This is a genomic window from Limnohabitans planktonicus II-D5 (assembly GCF_001270065.2).
Classification (GTDB): Bacteria; Pseudomonadota; Gammaproteobacteria; order Burkholderiales; family Burkholderiaceae_C; genus Limnohabitans_A; species Limnohabitans_A planktonicus.
In genome coordinates this window covers 1-24,430 of the sequence record NZ_LFYT02000021.1, presented here as the reverse complement: position 1 = coordinate 24,430, position 24,430 = coordinate 1, and the positions used below count along the sequence as shown (strand labels likewise).

Sequence of the window (24,430 nt, the reverse complement as noted above, 5' to 3'; positions counted from 1 at the left end):
AATTTATTCATGAACCCCGTCGCCCCCTTCCCCTCCAGTCGCCCACGCCGCTTGCGCCGTGACGAATTCACCCGCAACCTGGTGCGCGAACACCAGGTCACGCCGCATGACCTGATTTACCCGGTGTTCGTGTTGGACGGCCAGAACCAGCGCCAGCAGGTCGCCTCCATGCCGGGGGTGGAGCGCCTGAGTCTGGACCTGCTGCTGCCTGTGGCCGAAGACTGCGTCAAGCTCGGCATCCCGGTGATGGCCCTGTTCCCGGTGATCGATGCCTCACTCAAAGACCCCACAGGCAGCGAAGCCAAAAACCCGGACGGCTTGGTGCCCCGCGTGGTGCGCGAGTTGAAAAAACGTTTTCCTGAACTCGGCGTGATGACCGATGTGGCGCTCGACCCCTTCACCAGCCACGGCCAGGACGGCCTGCTCGACGACACCGGCTACATCCTGAACGACGAAACTACCGCCGTGCTGGTGCAACAAGCCCTGACCCAAGCCGAAGCTGGCGTGGACATGGTGGCACCCAGCGACATGATGGACGGGCGCATCGGCGCAATCCGCCAGGCGCTCGAAGCGCGCGGCCTGATCCACACCCGCATCATGGCCTACAGCGCCAAGTACGCCAGCGCCTTTTACGGCCCCTTCCGCGACGCGGTCGGCTCTGCCAGCAACCTGGGCAAGAGCAACAAAAAGGTCTACCAGATGGACCCCGGCAACAGCGACGAAGCCCTGCGCGAAGTGGCCATGGACCTGGCCGAAGGGGCCGACATGGTCATGGTCAAGCCCGGCATGCCGTATCTGGACATCGTGCGCCGCGTCAAAGACGAGTTCAAGGTGCCCACCTTCGCCTACCAGGTGTCGGGCGAATACGCGATGCTCAAGGCCGCTGCGCAAAACGGCTGGCTGGATCATGACTTGGTGATGATGGAAAGCCTGCTGGCCTTCAAACGCGCCGGGGCAGACGGGGTGCTGACTTACTTTGCGCGTGACGCGGCCCGATTGATCCGCCAGGGCTGAGCCCCGCCATGCGGGTTTTCAGCGTCTCGGGCGCACAAGTTCATGCCGGGCTGGCGCTGCCTGAGCAGCTGCCGGAGGACGGCTACGTCTGGATTGCCTGTTCGCGTGACAGCTTCAGCACCGAGCTGCCACAAATCCAGAACACGCTGGAGCGGCTGACGGGACAGACCTTGGTTGACCTGCACGTTTCGGACCTGCTGAATGCGCAATTGCCCTCGCGCTTTGACTACAGCTCGCACTATGACCTGCTGGTGTTTCGCAGGCTCGCACAGCGCCCCAACAACGCCCTCAATGCCAACACCACCGCCAGCAACGGCTTGCCGCTGCAAGTCGGCAAGCGCCCTGGCCCCCCCGTGTTGCATCGCATCGACACCAGCCCGGTAGGTTTTGTGGTTTTTGACCGCGTCTTGCTGAGCGTGCACCCGTCCGACTGCGCCGTGCGCGAGGCCTATGCCAGCCGCCTGCTGGCCAGCACACCAGCGGCCACGCAAACCGGGGAATCGGCAGACCTGCGCTCCACCGGCGCACGCGGCGTGCCTCACAACGCTGCAGACATGATGCTGCGCATCATCAGCCAGATGGTCGATGGCTACCTCGATTTGCGCCGCGAACTGAGCCGCCAGCTCGACCACTGGCAAGCCGAATTGCTCAACCCTCGCACACGCTTTAACCGCTGGGACGCCCTGCTGCACGCTCGCCTGGCGCTCCACCAGCTCGAAGGCCTGTGCGAAGACCAGCACACGGCCATGCAAAGCTGGACCGAATCACTGGACGCCTGGGGGATAGAGGAAAACAGCACGTCCGAACGTGAACACGAACTGCTCAAGATCCGCAGCCGTGACGTGCTGGAACACATTGACCGCGTGGTGCAACACGTACGCCGACTGGAGCACAACACCGAAACGGCCGTGCAGATGCACTTCAATGTGCAAGGCAACCGCACCAACGACATCATGCGCACACTGACGGCGCTGACCGCGATCTTCTTGCCGCTGAACCTGATCGCAGGCATCTTCGGCATGAACTTCGAGTTCATCCCCTGGCTACACCAGGCTTCTGCCTTCTGGTGGACGCTGGGAAGCATGGGGGCCATCGCCATCGCGATGGGGATCATCTTCTGGCGCAAGCGTTACCTGGCCCGCACAGGCGGGTGAATCCGGCAAATGACCTCCTTCAGGCCTGCGCCTGAGTTGGTTTTTTGTAGGCGCTTGCCCTGCAAGCGATGGTTTGCGGACCACCGCCGGGCCATTCGCCAGCAGCGCTGGCGCCCACGACAGAGATTCAGCCCAGGTGCTTGGCAAAAAACGCCAGCGTGCGCTCACGGGCCAGCTGGGCCGATGGGGCATGCCAGGCACCGCGTTGGTCACAGTTGAAGCCGTGGTGCGCCGCATAGGTGTGCACCTCGACTTCCGGATGTGCCTTTTGAAAGGCCTCCACCGTATCCATCGGAATCCAGCTGTCTTCTTCGGCAAAGTGCGCCAGCACGGGCACCCGGGTTTGGCGTGCGCTCTCTTGCGGGGTGGTCACGCCACCGCCGTAGTAGGGCACGGCAGCACTCAGCCCTGTGAGCATGCAGGCCGAGCGCCAGGTCAGCAAGCCGCCCCAGCAATAACCCACAATGCCCACCTTGCCACCACTGAGTGTGGCCGCGTGCGCGATGGCGGCCTGGATGTCCTGCATCACGCCCGGCGCTGGTAGAGCCTCGACAGCCGTCTTGTAGCCAAAGCCTTCCCCCATGTCGGCCTCCGTATATCCCAGCTCCACACCGGGCTTGATGCGGTGAAAGGTCGCAGGTGCCAAGGCCAGGTAGCCCTCGGCCGCATAACCGTCCGCCACGTTGCGGATGTGGCTGTTGACGCCAAAAATTTCCTGGATCACCAGCACTGCCCCCTTGGGTGTGCCGACAGGTCGGGCCTCATACGCAGGCACCACCGTGCCGTCAGCGGCCTTGAGTTCAATCATCGTTCCCATAGTCATTCCTTGGTTCGGTTCAACACATCAACGGTTCAGGGCCCGTTCGACAAAGTCCAGCCGGTCCTGCCCCCAGAAAATCTCGCCATCCACCACATAGCTGGGCGCGCCAAACACCCCCGCATCGATGGCCGACTGGGTGTAGCTTTCATAACGCTCTTGCACGGCCTGGCTGTGCGATTGCGCCAGCAAGGCGGCAGGCAGACCCAACTCGGCCAGCAATCCGGCCAGCACATTGTCATCGGCGATGTTGCGCTCTTGCGCCCAACACGCAGCCAGCACGGCACCCGCCACCTGCATGGCAGCAGCTGGGCCTTGCGCCAAGTCTGCGGCGATGATGAGCCTGGCCGCATCGTCGCCGCCCACTGGGAAATACTTCGGCTTGAGGTTGAGCGGCGCATTCAGGTGCTCGCTGAAACGCTGCAACTCCACCAGCCGGTACGCCTGGCGCTGCGGTGCCCGCTGGCCCAAAGGCAATCCACCCGAAATCGGGAACACCTTGCCGCCCAGGTCAATCGGCATCACCCGCACTGCAGCGCCGGCCCACGCCACAATTTCAGTCAGCCGCTGGTGCCCCAGGTAAGCCCAAGGGCTTTGGGGGGCAAAGTAATAGTCCACTGTGTGACCCATGTCGTCTCCATGCTTGTTGTGTAATGTTCGCAGCGCGGATTGTGTCCGCAGAATTGAAATCGTGCTGGAGACATTGGATGAACAAAGTGCTTTTGGTCACCGGCGGCAGTCGGGGCATTGGTGCCGCCACCGCCTTGTTGGCGGCAGCGCAAGGCTGGACCGTGGCGGTGAATTACACCGCCAACTCGCTTGCCGCTGACGAGGTGGTGCGCCAGATCCGCAACACGGGCGGCAACGCCATCGCGGTGCAGGCCGATGTGGCCGATGAAGCGCAGGTCATGCGCATGTACGAGCACATCGACGCCAAATTAGGGCCACTGCACGGTCTGGTCAACAACGCGGGCGTGGTCGATGTCGCCGCGCGGGTAGACGAGATGAGTGTTGCCCGATTCAAACGCATGTTCGACATCAACGTGATCGGCTCCATGGTCTGCGCCCGAGAAGCCGTGCGCCGCATGAGCACGCGTCACGGCGGCGAAGGCGGCAGCATCGTCAACGTGTCGAGTGCCGCGTCGCGTTTGGGCTCACCCAGCCAGTACGTGGACTACGCCTCGGCCAAAGGGGCGATTGACGCCTTCACCTTGGGTCTGGCCAAAGAGGTGGCAGCTGAAGGCGTGCGCGTGAACGCCGTACGCCCCGGCCTGATCGACACCGACATCCACGCCTCGGGCGGACTGCCCAACCGTGTGAAAGACCTGCAACACCTGGTGCCGGCACAGCGCGGCGGCACGCCCCAAGAAGTGGCCCAGGCCATCGTTTGGTTGCTTTCCGATGCCGCCAGCTACACCACCATGAGTTTTCTGGACGTTTCGGGAGGTCGATGATGGCCGAGTTCAAATATTACTGGGAAGACATGCAAGCAGGCCAGGTGCGCGATCTGGGCACCATCACGCCCACACGTGAAGAGATCATCGCCTTTGCCAACCAGTTCGACCCTCAACCCTTTCACCTCGACGATGAGGCAGGCAAGGCCTCGGTGTTTGGCGCTCTGTCGGCCAGTGGCTGGCACACCTGCGCCATGGCCATGCGGCTGATGGTGACCAACTTTCTGAATTATTCGTCGAGCTTGGGCTCCCCCGGCCTGGAAGGCATCAAATGGCTCAAGCCCGTGCTGCCCGGCGACACCTTGCGCCTGCAGTCCACGGTGCTCGAAACCAAGCCCATGAGCAAGCGGCCTGATGTGGGCCTGTCGCGCAACCTGTGGGAAATGTTCAACCAGCACGGCCACAAAGTCCTGCACATGGAAGGCTGGGGCATGTTCCGTCGCAGGCATCCTGCCCAAACGCCTTGATCGCTCAGGGCGATCAGTTTGTTCAGGGCGTGATTTGACACAGGCAATGCGCAGCCGCCGCAAAGGGTTGTGCCTGATCCAGGAGGGCTTTGAGCCAAATGAAATCTTCGGCCACCGCAGCATTCACCGCTCCAGGCAAGCCCGTGATCGGCGCGAATTCTGACGGCCCCACATTCCAGCCAAGGTGTGCTGCCGCTTGCACCCAATACCGCTGAACCCAGCTTTGCAGTTTCGAAACTTGGGGGCCCCAATACCGAATCGGTAAAGGCGAGTTCGCGCCAGCCGACTTGCCAACGAGTTCACGGGCGGCCTCCACCGCGTCATTGAAGCTGCCCACGCGGTCCACCAAACCATGCGCCTGCGCCTGTGCGCCCGTCCAAATGCGACCTTGCGCCAACGCGTCCACTTGGGCCACGTCCAGCTTGCGCGCTTGCGCCGCTTTGCCAATGAAATCGGCATAAATATGCTCAACGCTTGACTGCACCAAAGCCTGTACGCGCGGGTCCAGTGCCTTGCGCGGATCGTAGGCACCGGCCAGCCAAGTGGTGCGGTAGCCACCGGTGTTCACACCCAGCTTGCGCATCAAGCCCTCCCCGGTGGGCAGCATGGCAAACACGCCAATGGAGCCGGTGATGGTGGACGCATCGGCCCACACCTGGTCAGCCGACATGGCGATCCAGTAACCGCCCGAAGCGGCCACGTCGCCCATGGACACCAGCACCGGCTTGCCCTTGTCACGCGCCATGCGCAATTGGTCGCGAATCAATTCAGAGGCAAAGGCGCTGCCGCCAGGTGAGTTGACGCGCAAAACGATGGCCTTGACATCTTCATCTTCGGTGGCTGTGCGAATCAAATCGGAGGTGGACAGCCCGCCAATCTTGCCAGCCGGTGCCCGGCCATTGCCAATCTCTCCTTGGGCCACGATGACCGCGATGTGCTCGCCTTTGACCGGTTTGTATTGCGTTCGCAGATACTCCTTGAAACCGACTTGCCGGAACGTCTTGCCGTCCTCGTCCTTGCCCACCGTGTCCATCAGCGTTTGGCGCAAGGATTCGAAAGTCTGCAACTGGTCCACCCACTTCCAGTCCTTGACCAGCTGGCCCGCATTCCCCTGAACAGCCTGCAATGCACCGGGCAAGCTGTCGATGTGTTGCACCACACTGCCGGGCGGCAGCTTGCGGGCTTGCTCAATGCCCTGTGTGTAAAGCTTCCACAAAGCGTCATACACATGCGCCTCAGCCTTCAATGCCTGCGCAGAAGGTTGGCTGAGAACGAACGGCTCGCCCGCAGACTTGTATTGCCCCACACGGATCAGGTTCGCCTCGATGCCCAGCTTGTCCAGCGCCTCTTTGTAGTAGTTGCGTTGGCGTCCAAAACCTTCAATGAAAACCGTTCCCATGGGATGCACAGCCACCTGACTGGCATGGGCTGCCAAGTAATACTGGCGTTGGTCATAAGCGGCAGACCACGCCATGACCGGCTTGCCGGAAGTCTTGAACATTTCAATGGCACCCGCTGCTTCACGCAAGGAGGCCATGCCCCCACCCTTGAAGCCATCGAGCTTCAACAGCACCCGGTCAATGCGTGGGTCTTTCGCCGCCAATGCGAGTGCCCTCTGCAGATCACGCAAGCGCACGGAATCTGTCGACTCGCCCTGCAACTCGCCCAAAACCTTGTCACGCAAGCCGCCTGCCGACTCTTCCACCAAGGCACCTTTGAGGTCCAGCACCAACACGGTGTGGTCTGCAATGGCGACCCGATCCGCCAAGTAAAGGAACCAAACCATGCCCATGCCGTAGGCCAGGACAAGCAAAACCAAGCCCATTCGGAAACCCTGGATGAGCCAATCGGAGACCTTCAAAGTCTTTCGACGCAGCGTTTGAAAAAAGTTGCCTACAGATGAAAACACTTGGAAAGCCTTTGCATGAAGTCTCAATCCATCTTACTGTCGGTCTGCAAGGCGTCAATCCAGTCAACTCGCGGCACAATGCAGCGCATGGACTTCAAACCACTCATCACCCTGCTGGCCATCGTCAACCCCTTGGCCATCGTCCCGTTTTTCATTCACTACACCCAAGGCTTCAGCCGTGCCCAGCGCCAGCGCACGATCCTGGTGTCTGCCCTGACCGCATTCATTGTGATTGCGATCAGCGCCTTGCTGGGCCTGCAGATTCTGGAGTTCTTTGGCATCTCGTTGGCCAGCTTCCAGGTCGGCGGCGGCTTGCTGCTGCTCACATCGGCCTTGTCGATGCTCAACGCCCAACCGGCCGAAGCCCGCGCCAACGCTGACGAAGTGCACGACGCCGAAGCCAAAGCCGCTGTGGGTGCCAGCATCGCCGTGGTGCCACTGACCATCCCGCTGCTGACCGGCCCGGCGACCATGTCCACCGTGGTGATCTATGCCGAAAAAGCCAAAACCATGTTCCAGCTTGGCACCCTGGTGGGCTACGGCGTGGTCATCGCCCTGGCCACAGCGCTGTGCTTTTCATTGGCCACCCCGATTGCCCGCGTATTGGGTAAAACAGGCATCAACGTCATGACCCGCCTGATGGGTTTGATTTTGGCCGCGCTGGCCGTCGAAGTGATGACCGACGGGCTGCATAAGTTGTTTCCGGTGCTGGCGCGGGGCGTTTGAACGATCAGTGTTACTGCATCAATGAGTGCTCCATAACCCAAGCCACAAAAGCCAGGCCACGACAGCCCACACCAGCAAGACCAGTACGATGCCCGCCCGGCTGACCGGTTTGCCCCCTCGCTCGCTCATCCAGTCATCGGCCTGCTGACGGCAATCGCTGGCGATGTGCTCGGGTAAGTGGCGCACGATGAACCAGATCAACACAGGCAGCAAGATCACATCGTCCACAAAGCCCAGCACCGGTATGAAATCGGGCACCAGATCAATCGGGCTGAGCGCATAAGCCACCACCAAAAAAGCCAGCGCCTTGAGCCACCACGGTGTGCGTGGGTCACGGCACGCAAACCACAGCATCACGCCATCGCGCTTGATGCGGCGTGCCCAGTTTTTGAGAGAAGTCAGCATGTCCGGAGCTTACAAGGCCCAGATATCAGACCTCTCGGTTCAATGACTTTGCTTGGACGTCCGTACTTTTTTTGAACTGGCTCACCCGCTAAAGGCTTCTTCCGCGTTGATGTTGAAAAACTCGACCGCCTGCTCCCACACTTTTCTCTGCTGAGCGACGAATCGCGAAAAATCCCGCTCCGACAGATTCAACTCAGCCAAACCACGGCCCCTTCTGAATGCGCGGTATTCCGGCATGGCCATGATTTTTTGAAAATCCAATGCCAAGGACTCAATCAATGGCGTCGGCACATTGGTTGGCGCCAAAACGGCATCCCATGAGTAGTAAGAAAATGAGCCCTTGAGTCTGTGCCCCAGCAACTCCGTGAGGGTGACGACCGCTTGGTTTCTGTGGTTCATCACCGGCCCATCGCCAATGTTGACGAGAAAACTCAGGCCTTGGTCCAGATATCGATGACACGAGCCTTTGTCCACCATCGCCGTCGTCAGTTCACCACTCAACACGCGCTCAATCGCATTGGCATCGCCCTGCGTGACCCTATAGGTACCCAATGGCTGCGCCAATCGGGAAATCATTTCCGAAAACAAATGCCCAGCAGCGCCCATCCCCGAAATTCCGCACTTTCGACTGGCCAGTGGCACACGCTTCAAGTCATCCAGCGTTGCGACTGTTTCTTGACGCGCAATCAAGACAGGATCATCACGGTAAAGAGACGCCACATACCGGAACTGATCGACCGCTCTCACGTTGTGCATCGGGCTGGCCACCACCCCCGCCGTACTGACGACCGCCCCTGCGACCAATAGACTGGGGCGCTGTGGACGGCTGTGACGCTCGGCATACTCCACCGCCTTCATGCCGGTATACCCGTGCTGGTGTGCCACCTGGACAGGCAAACCGGTCATGTTGGACAGCGCCACTTGGAAGTACCGGGCCACCTGACTGGTGATGCCATTGGCACCAAAAGGCACGACCAGTTCAATCCCCTCCAGGTCATGGATTGGGCTGTTTGCCCCCCTGGTCAGGGCAGGTGCCCCCATGCTGCAGCCTAGGCCCAAGGCTGCCAGTTTTTGAACAAAATCACGCCGCAGCATTCCGTCTCTCCCGATTGAGCCTGGCAGCTTGCGTATGACCATCGGCCGTTGAAGCCTGATCATTGCTGCACTGATTTTTTTGAATGAATGAATTCCAAAGAACTCAATTATTCTGTAATTTGGAACGGCGCGGTATCTCATGACATTCAGGCAGGCCCCAACAAGGCGGCTGTGCGGCCCGAAATGGGCCTGCAAACAGGCGAATCCCACACTCCGAGCAAGTCAGAACGATGGATTCGGCACGCTGAAGTTTTCAATGCTCAAAACTGTTGTAGGTCGGTGGTCGAAGACCCCGACATGGGCCTGTGCCGAAACCAATAACGTCGGACTCTGCGAGTGCCGACCTACGAGATGACATGTCTCACGCATTTCAAACTTCAGCGTGCCGGATCAATAGGCAAAGGGCTATCCACAATCGTGGATCGAGAAAAGGCTATTGCCGTTTGAATCGCTCATCAAGCGCTTCGCGTTGAAGCTGGAATTTCGCAGGGTTTTTTAACTTCAGATGGTTCAAATTCTGCAGTTTCCATTGGATGGCAGGCAATTCTTGCAAATGCTTGAACGGCAGGAGCGACCAGTCCGGTTTGCTTTCCAGTAGCGATAGAAGGAAATTTCTGTGGTTTTGCGTGAGCGCCCGTGGTAGTTCGGTCATCAGTCGTTTTTGGGTTTGGAGCAGATCATCCAAGTGGATGGGGTCTGAAGTCATTCCCACAAATTCGTTCTTAAATGTCGCTTCCATCGGTTGCGGGTTGGTAAACAAGACCTCGTGCACGGGTCTGTTGTGCCCCGCCAAATAGGCCACAAAGCAGTCCAAAATTTCTTGCGTTAAGCCATGGCTTTCGTACATCTTGAGAACGTCGAAAAAATCACGTGGATGCTGTCTGTCCATCGCTGCGACCAGTTTGCTGCCATAGAGTTCAGAGGGGGAGAGCACGGAAACTTGGATATTTTTGGAGAACAGGGCTTGTGTTTTTTCTGACAGCGAACGTGTCTCTATCGGTAGCACGGTTCCCCGAAAAACAAAATTCACTTCAACCTTGACTTCAGCTTCTGCGCTGAAGATGTCAAGCTTCACTTCGTCACCCCCATGCACTTTCCTGGTTCGGGTTTCATAACCCATGACAGCAATCGCTGCTTCAATGCGCTGGAGCTCTTGGGCGATTTCTTTCAGTGCGTTGTCTCTGTCGGCTTGGTGCTTGATGAAGACGACGTCGATATCCACTGACAGTCGTGGCAAGTCCTGAACGAACAAGTTCAGTGCTGTTCCCCCCTTCATCGCAAATCGCGGGGTTTGGAAGACGGTGGGTGCAATGTCCAGCAGCAGGTTGACCGTTTGTACGTAGATGGGGTTCATTTTTTGAGGTAAAGAATTTTCTTGTCCCTGGTCACAGCAACCCAGCGGCTTGCACTCCCGAGCCGTTCGTTGTGTTTTTTGGCAATCTCAAGCCAAGGTAAATCAAGGCTTTCGGCCAAGGCCTTGGCCAGTCGCACCACCTTGACGCGGGTGGTGTGGGTCAGCAATGTGTCCAGGACTTCTGGGCGCAGGTGCCGAACGCTTTCAGCGACGTTCAAGGTTTCTTCCAGAGACTGGAGCTTGCCCGTGTCGCTGAAGAGTTCCAGCAACGCTCTCTCGGGAACAGAAACCATCACTTTGGGGTGTCCTGCGGGAAGGGGTGCCAGACCGAACCCTTTGGGCAGTGCGTCGTCAAAAATCCGGGTTGACTGGTAGTTGGCGTTGAACAGTTCTGTGACCCATGCGGGTAGCCGTGCCGCTTTGTGGCCCCATAAGTTCAAGCGCTCCTGATGTGCAAGGTTGTGGCGTGTTCCGCGCCATGCCAAAGCGGTTTTCCCGCCAACATGCAATTGCGGAACTTCAAGCGACAGGTGCGCCAATGTTTTGTTCATGTCCAATTTACCGTTGGGCACTTGGTACACGCCGCGTCCCAATCTTTTGAGCCAGCCTGCCTGGGCCAAACGGGCCGCAGCCGTCGAAGCCAAGCCCAGCATCTGCAGCTCACGGGAACTGTATGGCGTGTCCCATTCGAGTTTGCCCAGAAGCTCTTTGATTGAAATATTTTTAGAAACTCTCATTTAAAGTGAACTATCTCAAATATTTCAAACAGAGGCAAGAGGTCTACAGGGCATTTGTTTGAAATATTTCTGAAAAAAGCATTGGAAGTGAATTTCTTCAATTATTTCAAACATCTGATGTCAAGTCTGACTTCAATCAGCCTGTCTGTCTGGTTTCCCACTGGCCTTTCCCAACTTGGTCACATTTTCAGTTTGAATGGAACCCAAGCAAGACTTGTATTTGCGCGACTGCTTGGCCAACAACCGCAAAGTACAAATCAACTGGCCAAAGCTGGTTTAAACAGCCCAAGCCGTGCGGTAGCCCCCCACCCCCTTCACATAGGCCAACAACTCCCCAAAAAACGGATGCCTGCAAAGCGTGGACGAATCGCCCACCAGCAGCAGCTTGCGCCGTGCGCGGGTCATGCCCACGTTCATGCGGCGGATGTCGGACAGGAAGCCGATCTCGCCTTGAGGGTTGCTGCGTGTCAGGGTGATGGCAATGATGTCGCGCTCTTGGCCCTGAAACGAATCGACTGTGCCCACGCTGAGCCTGCGTTGCAGCAGCAAGTCGTTCAGCACGGCGCTGTCTTCGATGGCGTCTTTTAAATAGTTGATTTGGGCGCGGTACGGCGCGATCACGCCAATGGTCAGCGGGCGCTGATCTGGTGCAGTTGGTTCGCCCAGCGTGAGCAGTTGCGCCAGCCGCTCCAGCAGCAAGTGGGCTTCTTCGGGGTTGGCTGTTGAACGGCTTTCGGGGATGGCCAGTTCTTCATAGCCGCAGCCTGCCGTGTCGATGAACTCCACGGGCAGGTCGGGTGCAAAACTCGGGTCATCAAAGCGCGGGTCATACGCGGCCAAGTCGGCATGGCGCACGCTGGCGTGCGGCACCAGCTGGCCGCCATAAAACTTCTCGGAGCTGAAGCCCATGATGTGCGCGTGCATGCGGTATTGCACCTTCAGCATGCGGGCCGTGTTGGGTTGGCGCTGGATGCACTTTTCAAACAGGGTTTCACGCAGGCCTTCGCGGGCGGCTTTTTCGCTTTTCACGGTGGGCGGCAGCTGGTGGTGGTCGCCCGCCAACACCAGGCGCTGGCCCTTGGCAATCGGAATCCAGCAAGCCGGCTCCAGGGCCTGGGCGGCTTCGTCGATGAAGACGGTCTCAAAGCCCAGGTGGCGAATGTGGCGGTGGCTGGCGCCCACCAGCGTGCAGGTGATGACTTGCACCGATTCGAGCACGTCTTCGGTCATGAAGCGCTCCAAATCGTCGGCGGCTTGGCGCAGCGTGCGCGCTTCATCCTTCAGCCATTGGCGGCGCTGTCGCTCTTCAAAACCAAAGTTGCGAACGCGTTCGCTGGCCGTCTCGCGGTGCTGCTCGGCCGTTTGGCGCATCGCGTGCATCTTGGCGTAGCTGGCGTGGGCCATCACCCCGGCGTCGAGCGTGTGCTTGAGCAACAAGTCCGACACGCGGCTGGGGTTGCCCAGGCGGATCACGTTCACACCGCGCTCGGCCAGCTTTTCGGTCAGCAGGTCCACGGCGGTATTGGAGGGGGCGCACACCAGCACGCGCCGCTCGCGCCGGATGGTTTCCAAAATGGCCTGCACCAGCGTGGTGGTTTTGCCCGTGCCGGGCGGGCCGTGGATGATGGCCACGTCTAGCGCCGTGACCACATGGCGCACCGCCGCCAGCTGCGAGTCGTTGAGCGCACTGGGGTAATACAGGTCGTCGGCTTGGGGCTCGCGAAAGCGGGCGGGCTGTGCGCCCAGCAGCACGTCGCGCAGTTCGGCCAAGCGGTTGCCGTGGGCAGTCATGACCGCGCTCAGGGCCTGGTTCATCTCGCGGTAGCTGACCTCGTCAAACGTCAGGTCAATGCCCAGCGTGCTGCCGTTGAGGCTGCTGCCGTCCCGCACCCAGTCGGGCAGCGCTTCTTTGGTGGTGGCCAACAGCAGCTTGTTGCGCCGCACGCGGGTGACCACGCCGCTCACCACGGGCCGGTCTGGCCCCGAGTAGCCGGGCGCGCTGCTGAACAGCGCCGCAGCCGCCCCCACCTGAAACAAGTGCAGGTCTTGCCGATGCGCCGGGCGCTCCAGCTCCAGCACCACCTTGCCCCCAAACCCAATGTCTTCTTGGGTGATGGTGACGGGGTACCAAGTCAGGCCACGCCGACGGCGCTCTTTGATGCTGGCACTGGCGTTTTTGAGCTTGAACTGCGCTTGGTCTTCTTGTTGCTCAAGGTGCATGAGGGCACGCACATGGCGCAACTCGTGTTGAACATCATGTGCAGCAGCGCAAGGGGCGGTGGGGGTGGGGTCTTGGTCGGCCAAAGGTGCAGGGACTTTTTCGTCACAATGATGTGGTCACATTGTTACAACATTGGGTCTTGCCCATCCACTTCGCATGGATTAACATTGTTGCAACTGGAGGATTATCATGGAAATTGCCATTCGGAACATCGGCAACAGCAAGGGCGTGGTGTTGCCTAAGCCGTTTCTGGCCCAAGTCGGGCTGGACGGACAGGCCACAGCCACCATCGAAGTGGAAAACGGCTCCATCGTCTTGCGAAAGCCTGCCAAGTCCGTACGTGCTGGCTGGGCAGCGGCTGCTGCAGCCGTGTCCGCCAAAGGTGGTGATGCGCTTTTGATGGGTGAGTTCGGCAACTTGGACGACGAGGAGTTGGGCTGGTGAAGCGCGGCGACATTTGGCTGGTGAACCTGGACCCGACCGTGGGCAGCGAAATCAAAAAGTCGCGGCCCTGCGTTGTGATGTCACCGGCAGAGTTGAATGACAACCTGCGAACCGTGATGGTGGCGCCCATGACATCAAAGGGTTTTGCCGCGCCGTTCCGGGTGCCTGTCACCCATGCGGGCACCAAGGGTTTGATCGTGTTGGATCAGCTCCGGACGGTTGACAAGGTGCGTTTGGTCAAGCGTCTGGGCGCTGTGTCTGCCAAGACCTTGAGTGCCGCGCTGACCACACTGCAAGAAGTATTCGCGGCGTAAAAAGGGAAAGCCCTTGCGGCCTGCTTCACTGCCGCGCCCTCAGACCCGATCGCCATCGCCCGCTTGAGCCGAAGCGGGCAACCCAAATACCCGGTCGAAGCACCAGGTGAACGCGATGGCATAGAAGAAAAAGAACGCCAGCAAACCCAAGTTGGCCACCAAGGCAGCGGTGAGCGAAATGTCCAACCACAGCGACATGACGGGCAAAAGAATGATGACCAAGCCGCCCTCAAAACCCGCCCCGTGGGCAAGCCGCCTGACAAAGGAACGGCCACGCACGGATTGGCGCGACTCCCAGCGCTCAAAGAACCAGTTGAAGGCGTAATTCCACGTCAAGGCAATGCTCGACAAAACCACCGCCAAGCCCAAGGTGGAGGCGGGCGACTTGTCAAAAGCCACGCTCAACACGGGCCCGACCACGGCGATGGCAATGGCCTCGTACAAAAGGGCCTGGAGAACGCGGCGGGTGGTGGGTGTCATCTTGGGGAACGGGGTGAACAGTGCGGTGAGGCGGACGGCACGGTGTTGTGTTGCAGGCCTCAAGAGGGCAACACGTCCTGCTCTTCAGGCGCTTGCCCGCCTTGACGGCTCAAGAATGCCAGCGCGGCATTCACATCGCCGCGTTTGGCACGTTGGGCAAAGTAGTCGGCTGTTTTCATGGCTGAGAGCTTTTCAGCCACGGCACTCACGATGAATTGGTTCAAGGTTGTGCCGTCTTCACGGGCTAGTTGCTCTGCCCCTGCCTTCAGTGACAGCGGCAAACGCAGGGCGTAATTACTTTGGGTTCCCATATCAGGCTCCTTGAAAAAATTGCCGTGGTGTCATGACACCGATGCCAAACTTGCTCGCTTGTGGCCAAAAATCTTTTTGATTGGACGTGACGATGGCCACCGAATCGCCAACGCCTTGGCCATTCACGGCCAACTCCAACACCAAATCATCGTTAGGGTCACGCAATTGCGGACGCCACAAAAACTGAATCTCCACCCGAATGACCACGCCAGCCAACGCATCGAGCAAGTTGATCACTTGATCCGCATGCGCACCCGCTGCCGCCAAATGTTCAGGGCGCAACAAAACAGCTTCGTACTCCATGAACAAAGGCACGCTGCACAGAGCGCCCACTTGCCTCAGTAGCACGCGTCGCAAAATTTCAGCCGATGCACCTGAAGGGCTGCGCACTGCGGCTTTTAGCACATTGGTGTCAAGGACATAATTCATATTGCTGGCAATATATCACCGAACGCTCAATGGTTCAAGTGTCTCCAACCCTTCTCGCACCGCTTGATGCTGACAGGCTGTCGTCGCTAAATGGCTAACCCAAACTACCCAGCTCACTGCCGAGCCGTGCGCACATTGGGCGGCAATGCGCCCGGTGCGCTGGTGCGCCAAGGGTTGATGTCCAACCCGCCGCGGCGGGTGTAGCGGGCGTACACCGTGAGCTTGGTGGGTTTGCAGCGCGTCCAGATGTCCATGAAGATGCGCTCGACGCATTGCTCATGAAACTCGTTGTGGTTGCGAAAGCTCACGATGTATTGCAGCAGACCCGCTTGGTCGATTTGCGGGCCGCTGTAAGTGATTTGCACGCTGCCCCAGTCGGGCTGGCCTGTGACCAGGCAATTGCTTTTGAGCAAGTGGCTGACCAGGGTTTCGGTGACCGGTGCCTCATCGGCGGTGGCGCTGAGCAAGTCGGGCGCGGGCTGGTAGCGGCTGCATTCGATGTCCATGCGGTCCAGGTTCAGGCCGTCGAGCTCGTGCACAGGCTCGGCGTCAAATTGCTCTTGCAGCAGCAGCTTCACGCCCACGCTGGCCTGCATGGTGCCGCCGTGCCAGATGGCGGCGCTGATGTCGCGACGGATCATGTCGCGCACCACGTCGGCGCTTTCCAGCCGCGTGTTGTTGAAGCTGTTCAGATACAGCTTGAAGGACTTGCTCTCCACGATGTGGGTGCTCTCAGCAGGCACCGTGATGTGCGCCAGCGCCACCTGCGGCTTGCCCTTGGTGTTGAGCCAGGACAGCTCAAACGCGGTCCACAAGTCGGCCCCAAAAAACACGGGTTGCCCGGTGACGCCGATTTCAGCGCGTTTGGTGGCGCGGGGAATGGGGAACAGCAGGCTGGCGTCGTACTGGTCTACATAGGCGCTGGACTTGCCCAGTTGCGATTGTTCAGGAGTGTTCATGCCTGCACCTTGCGACGGAACACCAAACGGTCAGGCTCGGACACTTGCGGGTCGTAGGCATAGCCTTCCAGGTCAAAACCCAGCAGACCTTCGGGGTGGGTGACTTTGTTTTGGATGGCGAACCGTGCCATCAAGCCCCGCGCCCGCTTGGCGTTGAAGCTGATGATTTTGTATTTGCCGCCCTTGAAGTCTTCGAACACGCATTCGATGACGCGGGCCTTGAGGGTTTTGCGGTCCACCGACTTGAAATACTCTTGCGAGGCCAGGTTGACGATGACGGGGGTTTTGTCTTTGGCCAGCTGGGCGTTCAGGTACTCAGCAATTTGCGGCCCCCAAAATTTATACAGGTTGCTGCCCTTGTCGGTTTGCAGCGTGGTGCCCATTTCCAGGCGGTAGGGCTGCATCCAGTCCAGCGGGCGCAACACGCCATACAAGCCACTCAAAATGCCCACATGGGTTTGCGCCCAGTCCAGGTCTTGCGCGGACAGGGTTTTGGCGTCCAGGCCCTCGTAAACGTCGCCATTGAAGGCCAGCACGGCTTGTTTGGCGTTCTTGGCGGTGAACTTAGGCGTCCAGGCTTCGTAGCGGGCCACATTCAGGGCCGACAGCGCGTCTGACAAGTCCATCAACTCGGCGATTTGCTGGGGCGACATTTGGCGCAGCACCTCAATGAGGGCCTGCGATTGCGGCACGAACTGCGGCAGCGTGTGGGGCACGCCCGCTGCGGGGGTTTCGTAGTCCAGAGATTTGGCGGGTGACAATAAGAACAACATGCTCGACATCCTTTACCTGGACGATTATCTCGCCATCGTGAACAAGCCCACGGGCTGGCTGGTGCATCGCACCCCGCTGGACAAGGGCGAAACCCGCTTTGTGCTGCAAACCCTGCGCGACCAGATCGGGCAACATGTATGGCCGGTGCACCGCCTGGACAAAGGCACCAGCGGCGTGCTGGTGTTTGCGCTGAGCGCCGAGGTAGCCCGCACGCTGGGGCAGGCCTTTGAAAAGGGCGAGGGTCTGCACAAGACTTACCGGGCCATCGTGCGGGGTTGGCCCTTGCCAGAGGGTTTGATCGACCACCCCTTGAAGCGCATGCCGGACGATATGCGCAGCGAACGCGAAGAAATCCAGCCCGCCCAGACACGCTATGCCACCTTGAAACGGGGTGAGCTGCCCATTGCGCAAGGTGAATTTCCAAGCCTGCGCTGGGCCGAGGTGCAACTGCAGCCCTTGACCGGCCGCCGCCACCAGTTGCGCCGCCACATGAAACACATCGCTCACCCCATCATTGGTGACGCCACACACGGCAAAGGTCCACTCAACAGGGCCGTGGCAGATTTGATCGGGCTGCAGCGCCTGTGGTTGCATGCACAAAGCCTGGAACTGCTCCACCCGGTCAGCGGGCAGCTGCTGCGTTTGGTGTCGCCGTTGCCCAACGAATGGGGGCTGTGGGACGTTTTCTCTTAAACCTAGAAAACGCAGTTGAACGCGCCCGAGGGTGCTGTCCTTGGGGGCAATGGCCAGGCGCGAGGAGGCCGCAGGCTGCACCCCTGCAAAGACGGCCAGTGCCGCCCAGGGCTGTGCCATCGGGTGCGTAGCGGAGTCAATGCGGTCAACTGCGTTTTGTATTGATCCGGCACGCTGAAGTTTGAAATGCGTGAAACATGTCCTCTCGCAGGTCGGCACTCGCAGAGTCCGACGTTTGCTTGCTCGGGCACTGCTGCATGAAACAAGCAGGGATGTCTGTTCAACCAGCGTCGGGGTCTTCGACCGCCGACCTACAAGTTCTTTGGGCGTTGAAAACTTCACAGGGGCGAATCCATTGATCTGGCACGCTGAAGTTTGAAATGCGTGAAACATGTCCTCTCGCAGGTCAGCACTCGCAGAGTCCGACGTTTGCTTGTTCGGGCACTGCCTCATGAAACAAGCAGGGGTGTCTGTTCAACCAGCGTCGGGGTCTTCGACCGCCGACCTACAAGATCTTTGGGCATTGCAAACTTCACAGGGCCGAATCGATTGATCCGGCACGCTGAAGTTTGAAATGCGTGAAACATGTCCTCTCGCAGGTCGGCACTCGCAGAGTCCGTCGTTTGCTTGTTCGGGCACTGCTGCATGAAACAAGCAGGGATGTCTGTTCAACCAGCGTCGGGGTCTTCGACCGCCGACCTACAAGTTCTTTGGGCGTTGAAAACTTCACAGGGGCGAATCCATTAATCTGGCACGCTGAAGTTTGAAATGCGTGAAACATGTCCTCTCGTAGGTCGGCACACGCAGAGTCCGACGTTTGCTTGTTCGGGCACTGCCTCATGAAACAAGCAGGGGTGTCTGTTCAACCAGCGTCGGGGTCTTCGACCGCCGACCTACAAGTTCTTTGGGCGTTGAAAACTTCACAGGGGCGAATCCATTAATCTGGCACGCTGAAGTTTGAAATGCGTGAAACATGTCCTCTCGTAGGTCGGCACACGCAGAGTCCGACGTTTGCTTGTTCGGGCACTGCCTCATGAAACAAGCAGGGGTGTCTGTTCAACCAGCGTCGGGGTCTTCGACCGCCGACCTACAAGATCTTTGGGCATTGCAAACTTCACAGGGCCGAATCGATGGATCTGGCAGGCTGAAGTTTGAAATGCGTGAAACATGTCCTCTCGTAGGTCGGCACTCGAAGAGTCCGACGTTTGCTTGTTCGGGCACTGCTGCATGAAACAAGCAGGGGTGTCTGTTCAACCAGCGTCGGGGTCTTCGACCGCCGACCTACAAGTTCTTTGGGCATTGAAAACTTCACTGGGCCGAATCGATGGATCCGGCACGCTGAAGTTTGAAATGCGTGAAACATGTCCTCTCGCAGGTCGGCACTCGCAGAGTCAGACGACTGCTTGTTCGGGCACTGCTTCATGAAACAAGCAGGGGTGTCTGTTCAACCAGCGTCGGGGTCTTCGACCGCCGACCTACAAGTTCTTTGGGCATTGCAAACTTCACAGGGCCGAATCGATGGATCTGGCAGGCTGAAGTTTGAAATGCGTGAAACATGTCCTCTCGTAGGTCGGCACTCGAAGAGTCCGACGTTTGCTTGTTCGGGCACTGCTGCATGAAACAAGCAGGGGTGTCTGTTCAACCAGCGTCGGGGTCTTCGACCGCCGACCTACAAGTTCTTTGGGCATTGAAAACTTCACAGGGGCGAATCCATTGATCTGGAACGCTGAAGTTTGAAATGCGTGAAACATGTCCTCTCGTAGGTCGGCACTCGCAGAGTCCGACGTTTGCTTGTTCGGGCACTGCTGGATGAAACAAGCAGGGGTGTCTGTTCAACCAGCGTCGGGGTCTTCGACCACCGACCTACAAGTTCTTTGGGCATTGAAAACTTCACAGGGGCGAATCCATTGATCTGGAACGCTGAAGTTTGAAATGCGTGAAACATGTCCTCTCGTAGGTCGGCACTCGCAGAGTCCGACGTTTGCTTGTTCGGGCACTGCTGGATGAAACAAGCAGGGGTGTCTGTTCAACCAGCGTCGGGGTCTTCGACCACCGACCTACAAGTTCTTTGGGCATTGAAAACTTCACAGGGCCGAATCCATTGATCTAGCACGCTGAAGTTTGAAATGCGTGAAACATGTCCTCTCGCAGGTCGGCACTCGCAGAGTCCGACGTATGCTTGTTCGGGCACTGCTGCATGAACCAAGCAGGGATGTCTGTTCAACCAGCGTCGGGGTCTTCGACCGCCGACCTACAAGTTCGTTGGGCATTGAAAACTTCACAGGGGCGAATCCATTGATCTGGCACGCTGAAGTTTGAAATGCGTGAAACATGTCCTCTCGCAGGTCGGCACTCGCAGAGTCAGACGACTGCTTGTTCGGGCACTGCTTCATGAAACAAGCAGGGGTGTCTGTTCAACCAGCGTCGGGGTCTTCGACCGCCGACCTACAAGATCTTTGGGCATTGAAAACTTCACAGGGGCGAATCCATTGATCTGGCACGCTGAAGTTTGAAATGCGTGAAACATATCCTCTCGTAGGTCGGCACTCGCAGAGTCCGACGTTTGCTTGCTCGGGCAATGCTTCATGAAACAAGCATGGGTGTCTGTTCAACCAGCCTCGGGGTCTTCGACCGCCGACCTGCAACATCTTTGCGCATTGACAACTTCACAGGGCCGAATCGATTGATCTGGCACGCTGAAGTTTGAAATGCGTGAAACATGTCCTCTCGTAGGTCGGCACTCGCAGAGTCCGACGTTTGCTTGTTCGGGCACTGCTGCATGAAACAAGCAGGGGTGTCTGTTCAACCAGCGTCGGGGTCTTCGACCGCCGACCTACAAGTTCTTTGGGCATTGAAAACTTCACAGGGCCGAATCGATGGATCTGGCACGCTGAAGTTTGAAATGCGTGAGAAATATCGTCTCGCAGGTCGGCACTCGCAGAGTCCGACGTTTGCTTGCTCGGGCACTGCATCATGAAACAAGCAGGGGTGTCTGTTCAACCAGCGTCGGGGTCTTCGACCGCCGACCTACAAGATCTTTGGGCGTTGAAAACTTCACAGGGCCGAATCGATAGGGCTTGGGGCTGTAGTGGTCGACTTGCCCGTCGAACTGGACCGCGCAAGCAAACACCAGCCATGTTTCGTAGTGCTCGGCCAACGTTTGATACAGCAGCGTGCGCTCGCAGTGGCGTGCGTTATAGCGCATGGGCTTGGATGGAGTCGATATGAATTTTGTACCAATGCACAGCATTGCTGCGGCGCTTATTCGAGCAACCAAAACTCAATGCCCTATCCGGTGCCGGATCGGGCATTGAGTTTTGAGTTTCAGTCCGACTTACTTCTTCGCAGGCGGCAAATCGTTGCATGACCCGTGCGCCACTTCCATCGCCATGCCAATACTTTCGCCCAGCGTGGGGGGTGGGTGGATGGTTTTGCCGATGTCGACGGCGTCTGCGCCCATTTCGATGGCCAGTGCAATCTCGCCAAGCATGTCGCCCGCGTGCCCACCATTGCGCCGCCGAGAATTTTGCCGTGGCCCCCGTTCGTATGCACCTCAGGTGAATCGTCAAACAGCAGTTGGGTCACGCCTTCGTAGCGGCAGTTGGCAATGGCGCCGTCTGAAGCGGCCCAAGGGAACAAGCCCTTTTTCACCTTGAAGCCTTGCGATTTGGCTTCGGTCCAGGTTCAGCCCCCACAGGCCGCTTCGGTAGCTTTCCTTTGGGTGAAAGCAAAATCAAAAAATCAACCAAGTGCTTGTGGTTGTCTTCGGTGGAATTGATTTGCACATGCCGTGGTGTCGTCATCACGATTGAGCTGGAGACAGCAATCCAGGTGAACAAAACAGGCTTCATCACAAGCATCAAAAATGATTTCGGCAAAGTGCGTTTAATTCTGATAGATACAATTATTGATGCACACAACGCAATCCTAAAATGCGCAAAATCGAATCTACGGGTCTGGACCTGAACCTGCTGATTGCCCTGCAGATGCTGCTCAAACACAGCCAAGTGGCTGCGGCAGCAGCAGCTTGTGGCGTGACCCCATCGGCCATGAGCCGTGCACTGAGCCGCTTGCGGCAGGCCTTGGGTGACCCTTTGCTCACACCGGTGGGCCGAGCACTGGTACCGACAACCCGGGCACTGGCGCTGATGCCGGATCTCGATGAGATCTTGCAGCGCATCAGCCAACTCAGTAGCCCAAGGGTTTTCGACCCACACAAAAGCCAACGTGCATTTCGTATTGCCTGCACCGACTATGAAATCACGGTGCTTTTGGCCCCCCTGATGCGGCAACTGCGCTGGAGCGCGCCGGGCGTAAGACTGCACTTGCTCAATGGTGGTGATCTGGGCGTGGGCTCACTGGAAAACCAGGTGGCGGAACTGGCTTTGCTATCACCTGACGGCAACTACCCCTGGGCCAAGCGCCGGATTTTGTTACGCGAATCTTTCATGACACTTGTCCCCAAGTCAGCGCTGCCACTGACACGCAGCCGCTATCTGAACTTGCATCATGTGGTGCTGGCAACCGAAGAAGCCGAGACCAACCTTGTGGACGCACAGCTCAACGCACATCCACGCCATATCGCCTGCAGGGCGCGCAGTTTTGCAAGCGCCATTGAATTGGCCTGCGCGGCGCAGTTGGCCTTCAACGCACCTGCCCGGTTGATCAAAGGCATGCAATTGCCAGACCATATGTCTGTGGTGGAACCGGTGATCCCCATCCCTGATTTTGAAGTGGCCATGTACTGGCACACCCAAACTGACAAGGACCCAGGTTTGCAATGGCTCAGAGGCTGTATTGCGGCCATCTAACACCCTTGATTCACCATCAACTTATTGATCTGGCACGCTGAAGTTTGAAATGCGTGAAACATGTCCTCTCGTAGGTCGGCACTCGCAGAGTCCGACGTTTGCTTGTTCGGGCACTGCTTCATGAAACAAGCAGGGGTGTCTGTTCAACCAGCGTCGGGGTCTTCGACCGCCGACCTACAAGTTCTTTGGGCATTGAAAACTTCACAGGGGCGAATCCATTGATCTGGAACGCTGAAGTTTGAAATGCGTGAAACATGTCCTCTCGTAGGTCGGCACTCGCAGAGTCCGACGTTTGCTTGTTCGGGCACTGCTGGATGAAACAAGCAGGGGTGTCTGTTCAACCAGCGTCGGGGTCTTCGACCACCGACCTACAAGTTCTTTGGGCATTGAAAACTTCACAGGGCCGAATCCATAGGCTGCTTTTGGCAGCCAGCCGCATGGGGGCGGTGTAGCCCACGCTGAGGATGACGCGTGCATTGATCGCAGTGGCTGGCCACTCTTTACGGTACCCGCACGGGTTCACCGAACACTTCTCATATCCAGCCCAGTGCCAGCTGAATGCGGACGGTGTGACAAACAAGTCAGCGCTGGTGCTGCGACCCGTCGGGTGCTGCAGCAAATGGTGTAGCAGGGTCATCCAGCACAAAACCAAGTCCAGGGCATCGAGTTTTGCGCATGTCACAAGTGCGTTGAATGCATGCTTTATCTAATTTTTCGACATTAAACTCAGGTCAACTGTGAATCAAAAAACGGACTCCTTTGGTATGTAGGCCTTGCTCCTAAGCCTCGGGTCCCATAAGGCAACTTGCTGGGCCGTTCACAGCCAAAGTGTTGACAAGCCCAAGGACCCACTGGACCTTAGCAAGTAGATTGTTGACGCTTCTGGTTCAAATCCAGAAGACTGTTGAACCTAGGAAAGTGGGCAAAGTTGAGCCCGACAAAACTGCCAACACCTCAACCAAAAGCATTTTCTGGAACAACCCATATGAAAAACCCCCACAAAGACTTCAACCGACGCGACGCATTGCGCCTGCTCAGCCAGGCATGTGTCGTGTCTGCGGGTGGATTGGTCACAACCAAGCTGCTGGCAGGAAAAGGTGACTGGCAATCCACCTTGGGCACAGCTCTCGATTTGGTTCCCTCGGACGTGACAGTAGCGGCGGCGCAGTTTGGCGGCCGCAACTGCGTCGCTGTCAACCTGACAGCAGAAGCCCAAGCCAGGTCCCTACGCAACGGCGGGAATGCCGCGACGTTTGCTGCCCTTTCTGCCGGTTTTTCCGATGGCTCTTTGGAAGTCGATCTGGCTGGTGTGATCAACGGCAAAGGCGACCCTGACGCGCGCGCCTTTGTCGGCTTGGCATTTCATGTCGGCGCCCAAGCCAAGGAGTTCGAGGCTGTATACCTTCGCATGGCCAATGGCAGCAAGAATTTGCCACCCCCACCTGCGCCTCGCAACGTGCGCGCCGTGCAATACATTGCCCATCCGGATTTTCACTTCGATGTCTCGCGCAACCGTTTTCCTGGCAAGTACGAGGCCGGTGCACAGATTGCACTGAACACCTGGCACACACTGCGCCTGGACATTTCAGGCAAGAAACTGCGTGCGTTGGTCGATGGCATCGAGATACTGACGGTGGATGACCTGCGCTTAGGCGGAAAATCGGGAGGCATCGGACTGTGGGTTGACGACGGCACAACCGGATATTTTTCGAATTTGAGGATTCGACCAGCGTAAGGCTTGCAGCCCAGAACGAAGCTGGAGTTGCTCAACTCACCTGCTCGCAAACAAACTCAAAGGAACCCAATGAGGATCCTTGAAGTTGAAAATCTCAGTGATTGACCTGCCCCCATCGCAAGAACC

General features: G+C 58.2%; 25 protein-coding genes and 2 pseudogenes. 11 read left to right on the top strand and 16 right to left on the bottom strand.

The annotated features are described in order from the left end of the window. The first annotated feature begins 9 nt into the window (after positions 1-9). Positions 10-1,014, top strand: coding sequence for a porphobilinogen synthase (gene hemB / locus H663_RS34825; RefSeq protein ID WP_053172840.1), 1,005 nt, complete (start codon positions 10-12; stop codon positions 1,012-1,014). An 8-nt stretch (positions 1,015-1,022) separates the two neighbouring features. After that, entirely contained in the window at positions 1,023-2,168 is a 1,146-nt protein-coding gene (locus H663_RS34820; protein ID WP_053172842.1) for a magnesium transporter CorA family protein, read from the top strand. A 127-nt stretch (positions 2,169-2,295) separates the two neighbouring features. Here the strand turns inward: H663_RS34820 and H663_RS34815 are convergent, their stop codons facing one another. Both H663_RS34815 and H663_RS34810 read right to left on the bottom strand, forming a co-directional pair. Further along, positions 2,296-2,985, bottom strand: coding sequence for a dienelactone hydrolase family protein (locus H663_RS34815; protein ID WP_053172843.1), 690 nt, complete (start codon positions 2,983-2,985; stop codon positions 2,296-2,298). Positions 2,986-3,012: 27 nt separating this feature from the next. Then, complete coding sequence (locus H663_RS34810) at positions 3,013-3,615, bottom strand: 2-hydroxychromene-2-carboxylate isomerase (RefSeq protein WP_053172845.1); 603 nt, start codon at positions 3,613-3,615, stop codon at positions 3,013-3,015. Between the two features lie 77 nt (positions 3,616-3,692). Here H663_RS34810 and H663_RS34805 point away from each other — a divergent pair, with 77 nt between their 5' ends. Next, on the top strand, positions 3,693-4,439 hold the full coding sequence (locus tag H663_RS34805) for an SDR family oxidoreductase (RefSeq protein WP_053172847.1): 747 nt from the start codon (positions 3,693-3,695) through the stop codon (positions 4,437-4,439). After that, the gene (locus H663_RS34800; protein WP_053173592.1) at positions 4,439-4,906 is read left to right on the top strand and encodes a MaoC family dehydratase; all 468 of its coding nucleotides are present in this window, start codon (positions 4,439-4,441) and stop codon (positions 4,904-4,906) included. The genes H663_RS34805 and H663_RS34800 overlap by 1 nt, the downstream gene beginning before the upstream one ends. 22 nt (positions 4,907-4,928) lie before the next feature. Here the strand turns inward: H663_RS34800 and sppA are convergent, their stop codons facing one another. Further along, positions 4,929-6,731 carry a signal peptide peptidase SppA gene (gene sppA / locus H663_RS34795; protein WP_053172848.1) on the bottom strand — a complete coding sequence of 601 codons (1,803 nt, stop codon included), beginning with the start codon at positions 6,729-6,731 and terminating at the stop codon, positions 4,929-4,931. Positions 6,732-6,902: 171 nt separating this feature from the next. Here sppA and H663_RS34790 point away from each other — a divergent pair, with 171 nt between their 5' ends. Further along, on the top strand, positions 6,903-7,541 hold the full coding sequence (locus H663_RS34790; RefSeq protein WP_053173594.1) for a MarC family protein: 639 nt from the start codon (positions 6,903-6,905) through the stop codon (positions 7,539-7,541). Positions 7,542-7,559: 18 nt separating this feature from the next. Here the strand turns inward: H663_RS34790 and H663_RS34785 are convergent, their stop codons facing one another. The 5 genes from H663_RS34785 to H663_RS34765 all read right to left on the bottom strand — a co-directional run bounded on the left by H663_RS34785 (position 7,560) and on the right by H663_RS34765 (position 13,436). Then, positions 7,560-7,946, bottom strand: a complete 387-nt coding sequence (locus tag H663_RS34785; RefSeq protein WP_053172850.1) for a YkvA family protein — start codon at positions 7,944-7,946, stop codon at positions 7,560-7,562. A gap of 81 nt (positions 7,947-8,027) precedes the next feature. Continuing rightward, complete coding sequence (locus H663_RS34780; protein WP_083451179.1) at positions 8,028-9,182, bottom strand: tripartite tricarboxylate transporter substrate-binding protein; 1,155 nt, start codon at positions 9,180-9,182, stop codon at positions 8,028-8,030. Between the two features lie 292 nt (positions 9,183-9,474). After that, positions 9,475-10,395: a nucleotidyl transferase AbiEii/AbiGii toxin family protein gene (locus tag H663_RS34775; RefSeq protein WP_053173843.1), complete on the bottom strand. Its 921-nt coding sequence runs from the start codon at positions 10,393-10,395 to the stop codon at positions 9,475-9,477. Beyond that, positions 10,392-11,132 carry a type IV toxin-antitoxin system AbiEi family antitoxin domain-containing protein gene (locus tag H663_RS34770; RefSeq protein WP_053173842.1) on the bottom strand — a complete coding sequence of 247 codons (741 nt, stop codon included), beginning with the start codon at positions 11,130-11,132 and terminating at the stop codon, positions 10,392-10,394. Before H663_RS34770 ends, H663_RS34775 begins: the two co-directional genes overlap by 4 nt. 276 nt (positions 11,133-11,408) lie before the next feature. After that, on the bottom strand, positions 11,409-13,436 hold the full coding sequence (locus H663_RS34765) for an AAA domain-containing protein (protein WP_053173841.1): 2,028 nt from the start codon (positions 13,434-13,436) through the stop codon (positions 11,409-11,411). Between the two features lie 106 nt (positions 13,437-13,542). On the opposite strand from H663_RS34765, the gene H663_RS34760 reads away from it, so the two are divergent. Then, positions 13,543-13,797, top strand: a complete 255-nt coding sequence (locus H663_RS34760) for an AbrB/MazE/SpoVT family DNA-binding domain-containing protein (protein ID WP_053173840.1) — start codon at positions 13,543-13,545, stop codon at positions 13,795-13,797. Beyond that, on the top strand, positions 13,791-14,111 hold the full coding sequence (locus tag H663_RS34755; RefSeq protein ID WP_053173838.1) for a type II toxin-antitoxin system PemK/MazF family toxin: 321 nt from the start codon (positions 13,791-13,793) through the stop codon (positions 14,109-14,111). The genes H663_RS34760 and H663_RS34755 overlap by 7 nt, the downstream gene beginning before the upstream one ends. A 39-nt stretch (positions 14,112-14,150) precedes the next feature. On the opposite strand, the gene H663_RS34750 is transcribed toward H663_RS34755, so the two are convergent. The 5 genes from H663_RS34750 to yaaA all read right to left on the bottom strand — a co-directional run bounded on the left by H663_RS34750 (position 14,151) and on the right by yaaA (position 17,064). Further along, the gene (locus tag H663_RS34750; RefSeq protein ID WP_053173836.1) at positions 14,151-14,591 is read right to left on the bottom strand and encodes a PACE efflux transporter; all 441 of its coding nucleotides are present in this window, start codon (positions 14,589-14,591) and stop codon (positions 14,151-14,153) included. A gap of 59 nt (positions 14,592-14,650) precedes the next feature. Continuing rightward, positions 14,651-14,902: a YlcI/YnfO family protein gene (locus H663_RS34745; protein WP_053173833.1), complete on the bottom strand. Its 252-nt coding sequence runs from the start codon at positions 14,900-14,902 to the stop codon at positions 14,651-14,653. A 1-nt stretch (position 14,903) separates the two neighbouring features. Continuing rightward, a complete protein-coding gene (locus tag H663_RS34740; protein ID WP_053173831.1) occupies positions 14,904-15,332 on the bottom strand; it encodes a putative toxin-antitoxin system toxin component, PIN family in 429 nt (142 codons plus the stop codon). A gap of 113 nt (positions 15,333-15,445) precedes the next feature. Continuing rightward, complete coding sequence (gene queF / locus H663_RS34735; protein WP_053173829.1) at positions 15,446-16,291, bottom strand: NADPH-dependent 7-cyano-7-deazaguanine reductase QueF; 846 nt, start codon at positions 16,289-16,291, stop codon at positions 15,446-15,448. Then, positions 16,288-17,064, bottom strand: a complete 777-nt coding sequence (yaaA, locus tag H663_RS34730; protein WP_053173828.1) for a peroxide stress protein YaaA — start codon at positions 17,062-17,064, stop codon at positions 16,288-16,290. The genes queF and yaaA overlap by 4 nt, the downstream gene beginning before the upstream one ends. Between yaaA and H663_RS34725 the strand changes: the two genes are divergently transcribed. Further along, positions 17,063-17,758, top strand: a complete 696-nt coding sequence (locus H663_RS34725) for a pseudouridine synthase (RefSeq protein ID WP_053173826.1) — start codon at positions 17,063-17,065, stop codon at positions 17,756-17,758. The genes yaaA and H663_RS34725 overlap by 2 nt on opposite strands. A gap of 3,070 nt (positions 17,759-20,828) precedes the next feature. On the opposite strand, the pseudogene H663_RS34720 reads toward H663_RS34725, so the two are convergent. Next, positions 20,829-20,984 (bottom strand): annotated as a pseudogene (locus tag H663_RS34720) (IS91 family transposase); the annotation flags it as partial. A 108-nt stretch (positions 20,985-21,092) separates the two neighbouring features. Beyond that, positions 21,093-21,442, bottom strand: a pseudogene (locus H663_RS34715) (dihydrolipoyl dehydrogenase); the annotation flags it as partial. Here H663_RS34715 and H663_RS41370 point away from each other — a divergent pair. Continuing rightward, positions 21,419-21,724, top strand: coding sequence for a hypothetical protein (locus H663_RS41370; RefSeq protein ID WP_133240036.1), 306 nt, complete (start codon positions 21,419-21,421; stop codon positions 21,722-21,724). The pseudogene H663_RS34715 and the gene H663_RS41370 overlap by 24 nt on opposite strands. Next, positions 21,691-22,569, top strand: coding sequence for a LysR family transcriptional regulator (locus tag H663_RS34710; RefSeq protein WP_053175783.1), 879 nt, complete (start codon positions 21,691-21,693; stop codon positions 22,567-22,569). Before H663_RS41370 ends, H663_RS34710 begins: the two co-directional genes overlap by 34 nt. A 337-nt stretch (positions 22,570-22,906) precedes the next feature. On the opposite strand, the gene H663_RS41365 is transcribed toward H663_RS34710, so the two are convergent. Beyond that, positions 22,907-23,206 carry a hypothetical protein gene (locus H663_RS41365; RefSeq protein WP_133240035.1) on the bottom strand — a complete coding sequence of 100 codons (300 nt, stop codon included), beginning with the start codon at positions 23,204-23,206 and terminating at the stop codon, positions 22,907-22,909. 348 nt (positions 23,207-23,554) lie between these two features. Between H663_RS41365 and H663_RS34705 the strand changes: the two genes are divergently transcribed. Continuing rightward, a complete protein-coding gene (locus tag H663_RS34705) occupies positions 23,555-24,304 on the top strand; it encodes a LamG domain-containing protein (protein ID WP_053175778.1) in 750 nt (249 codons plus the stop codon). Positions 24,305-24,430 lie beyond the last annotated feature (126 nt).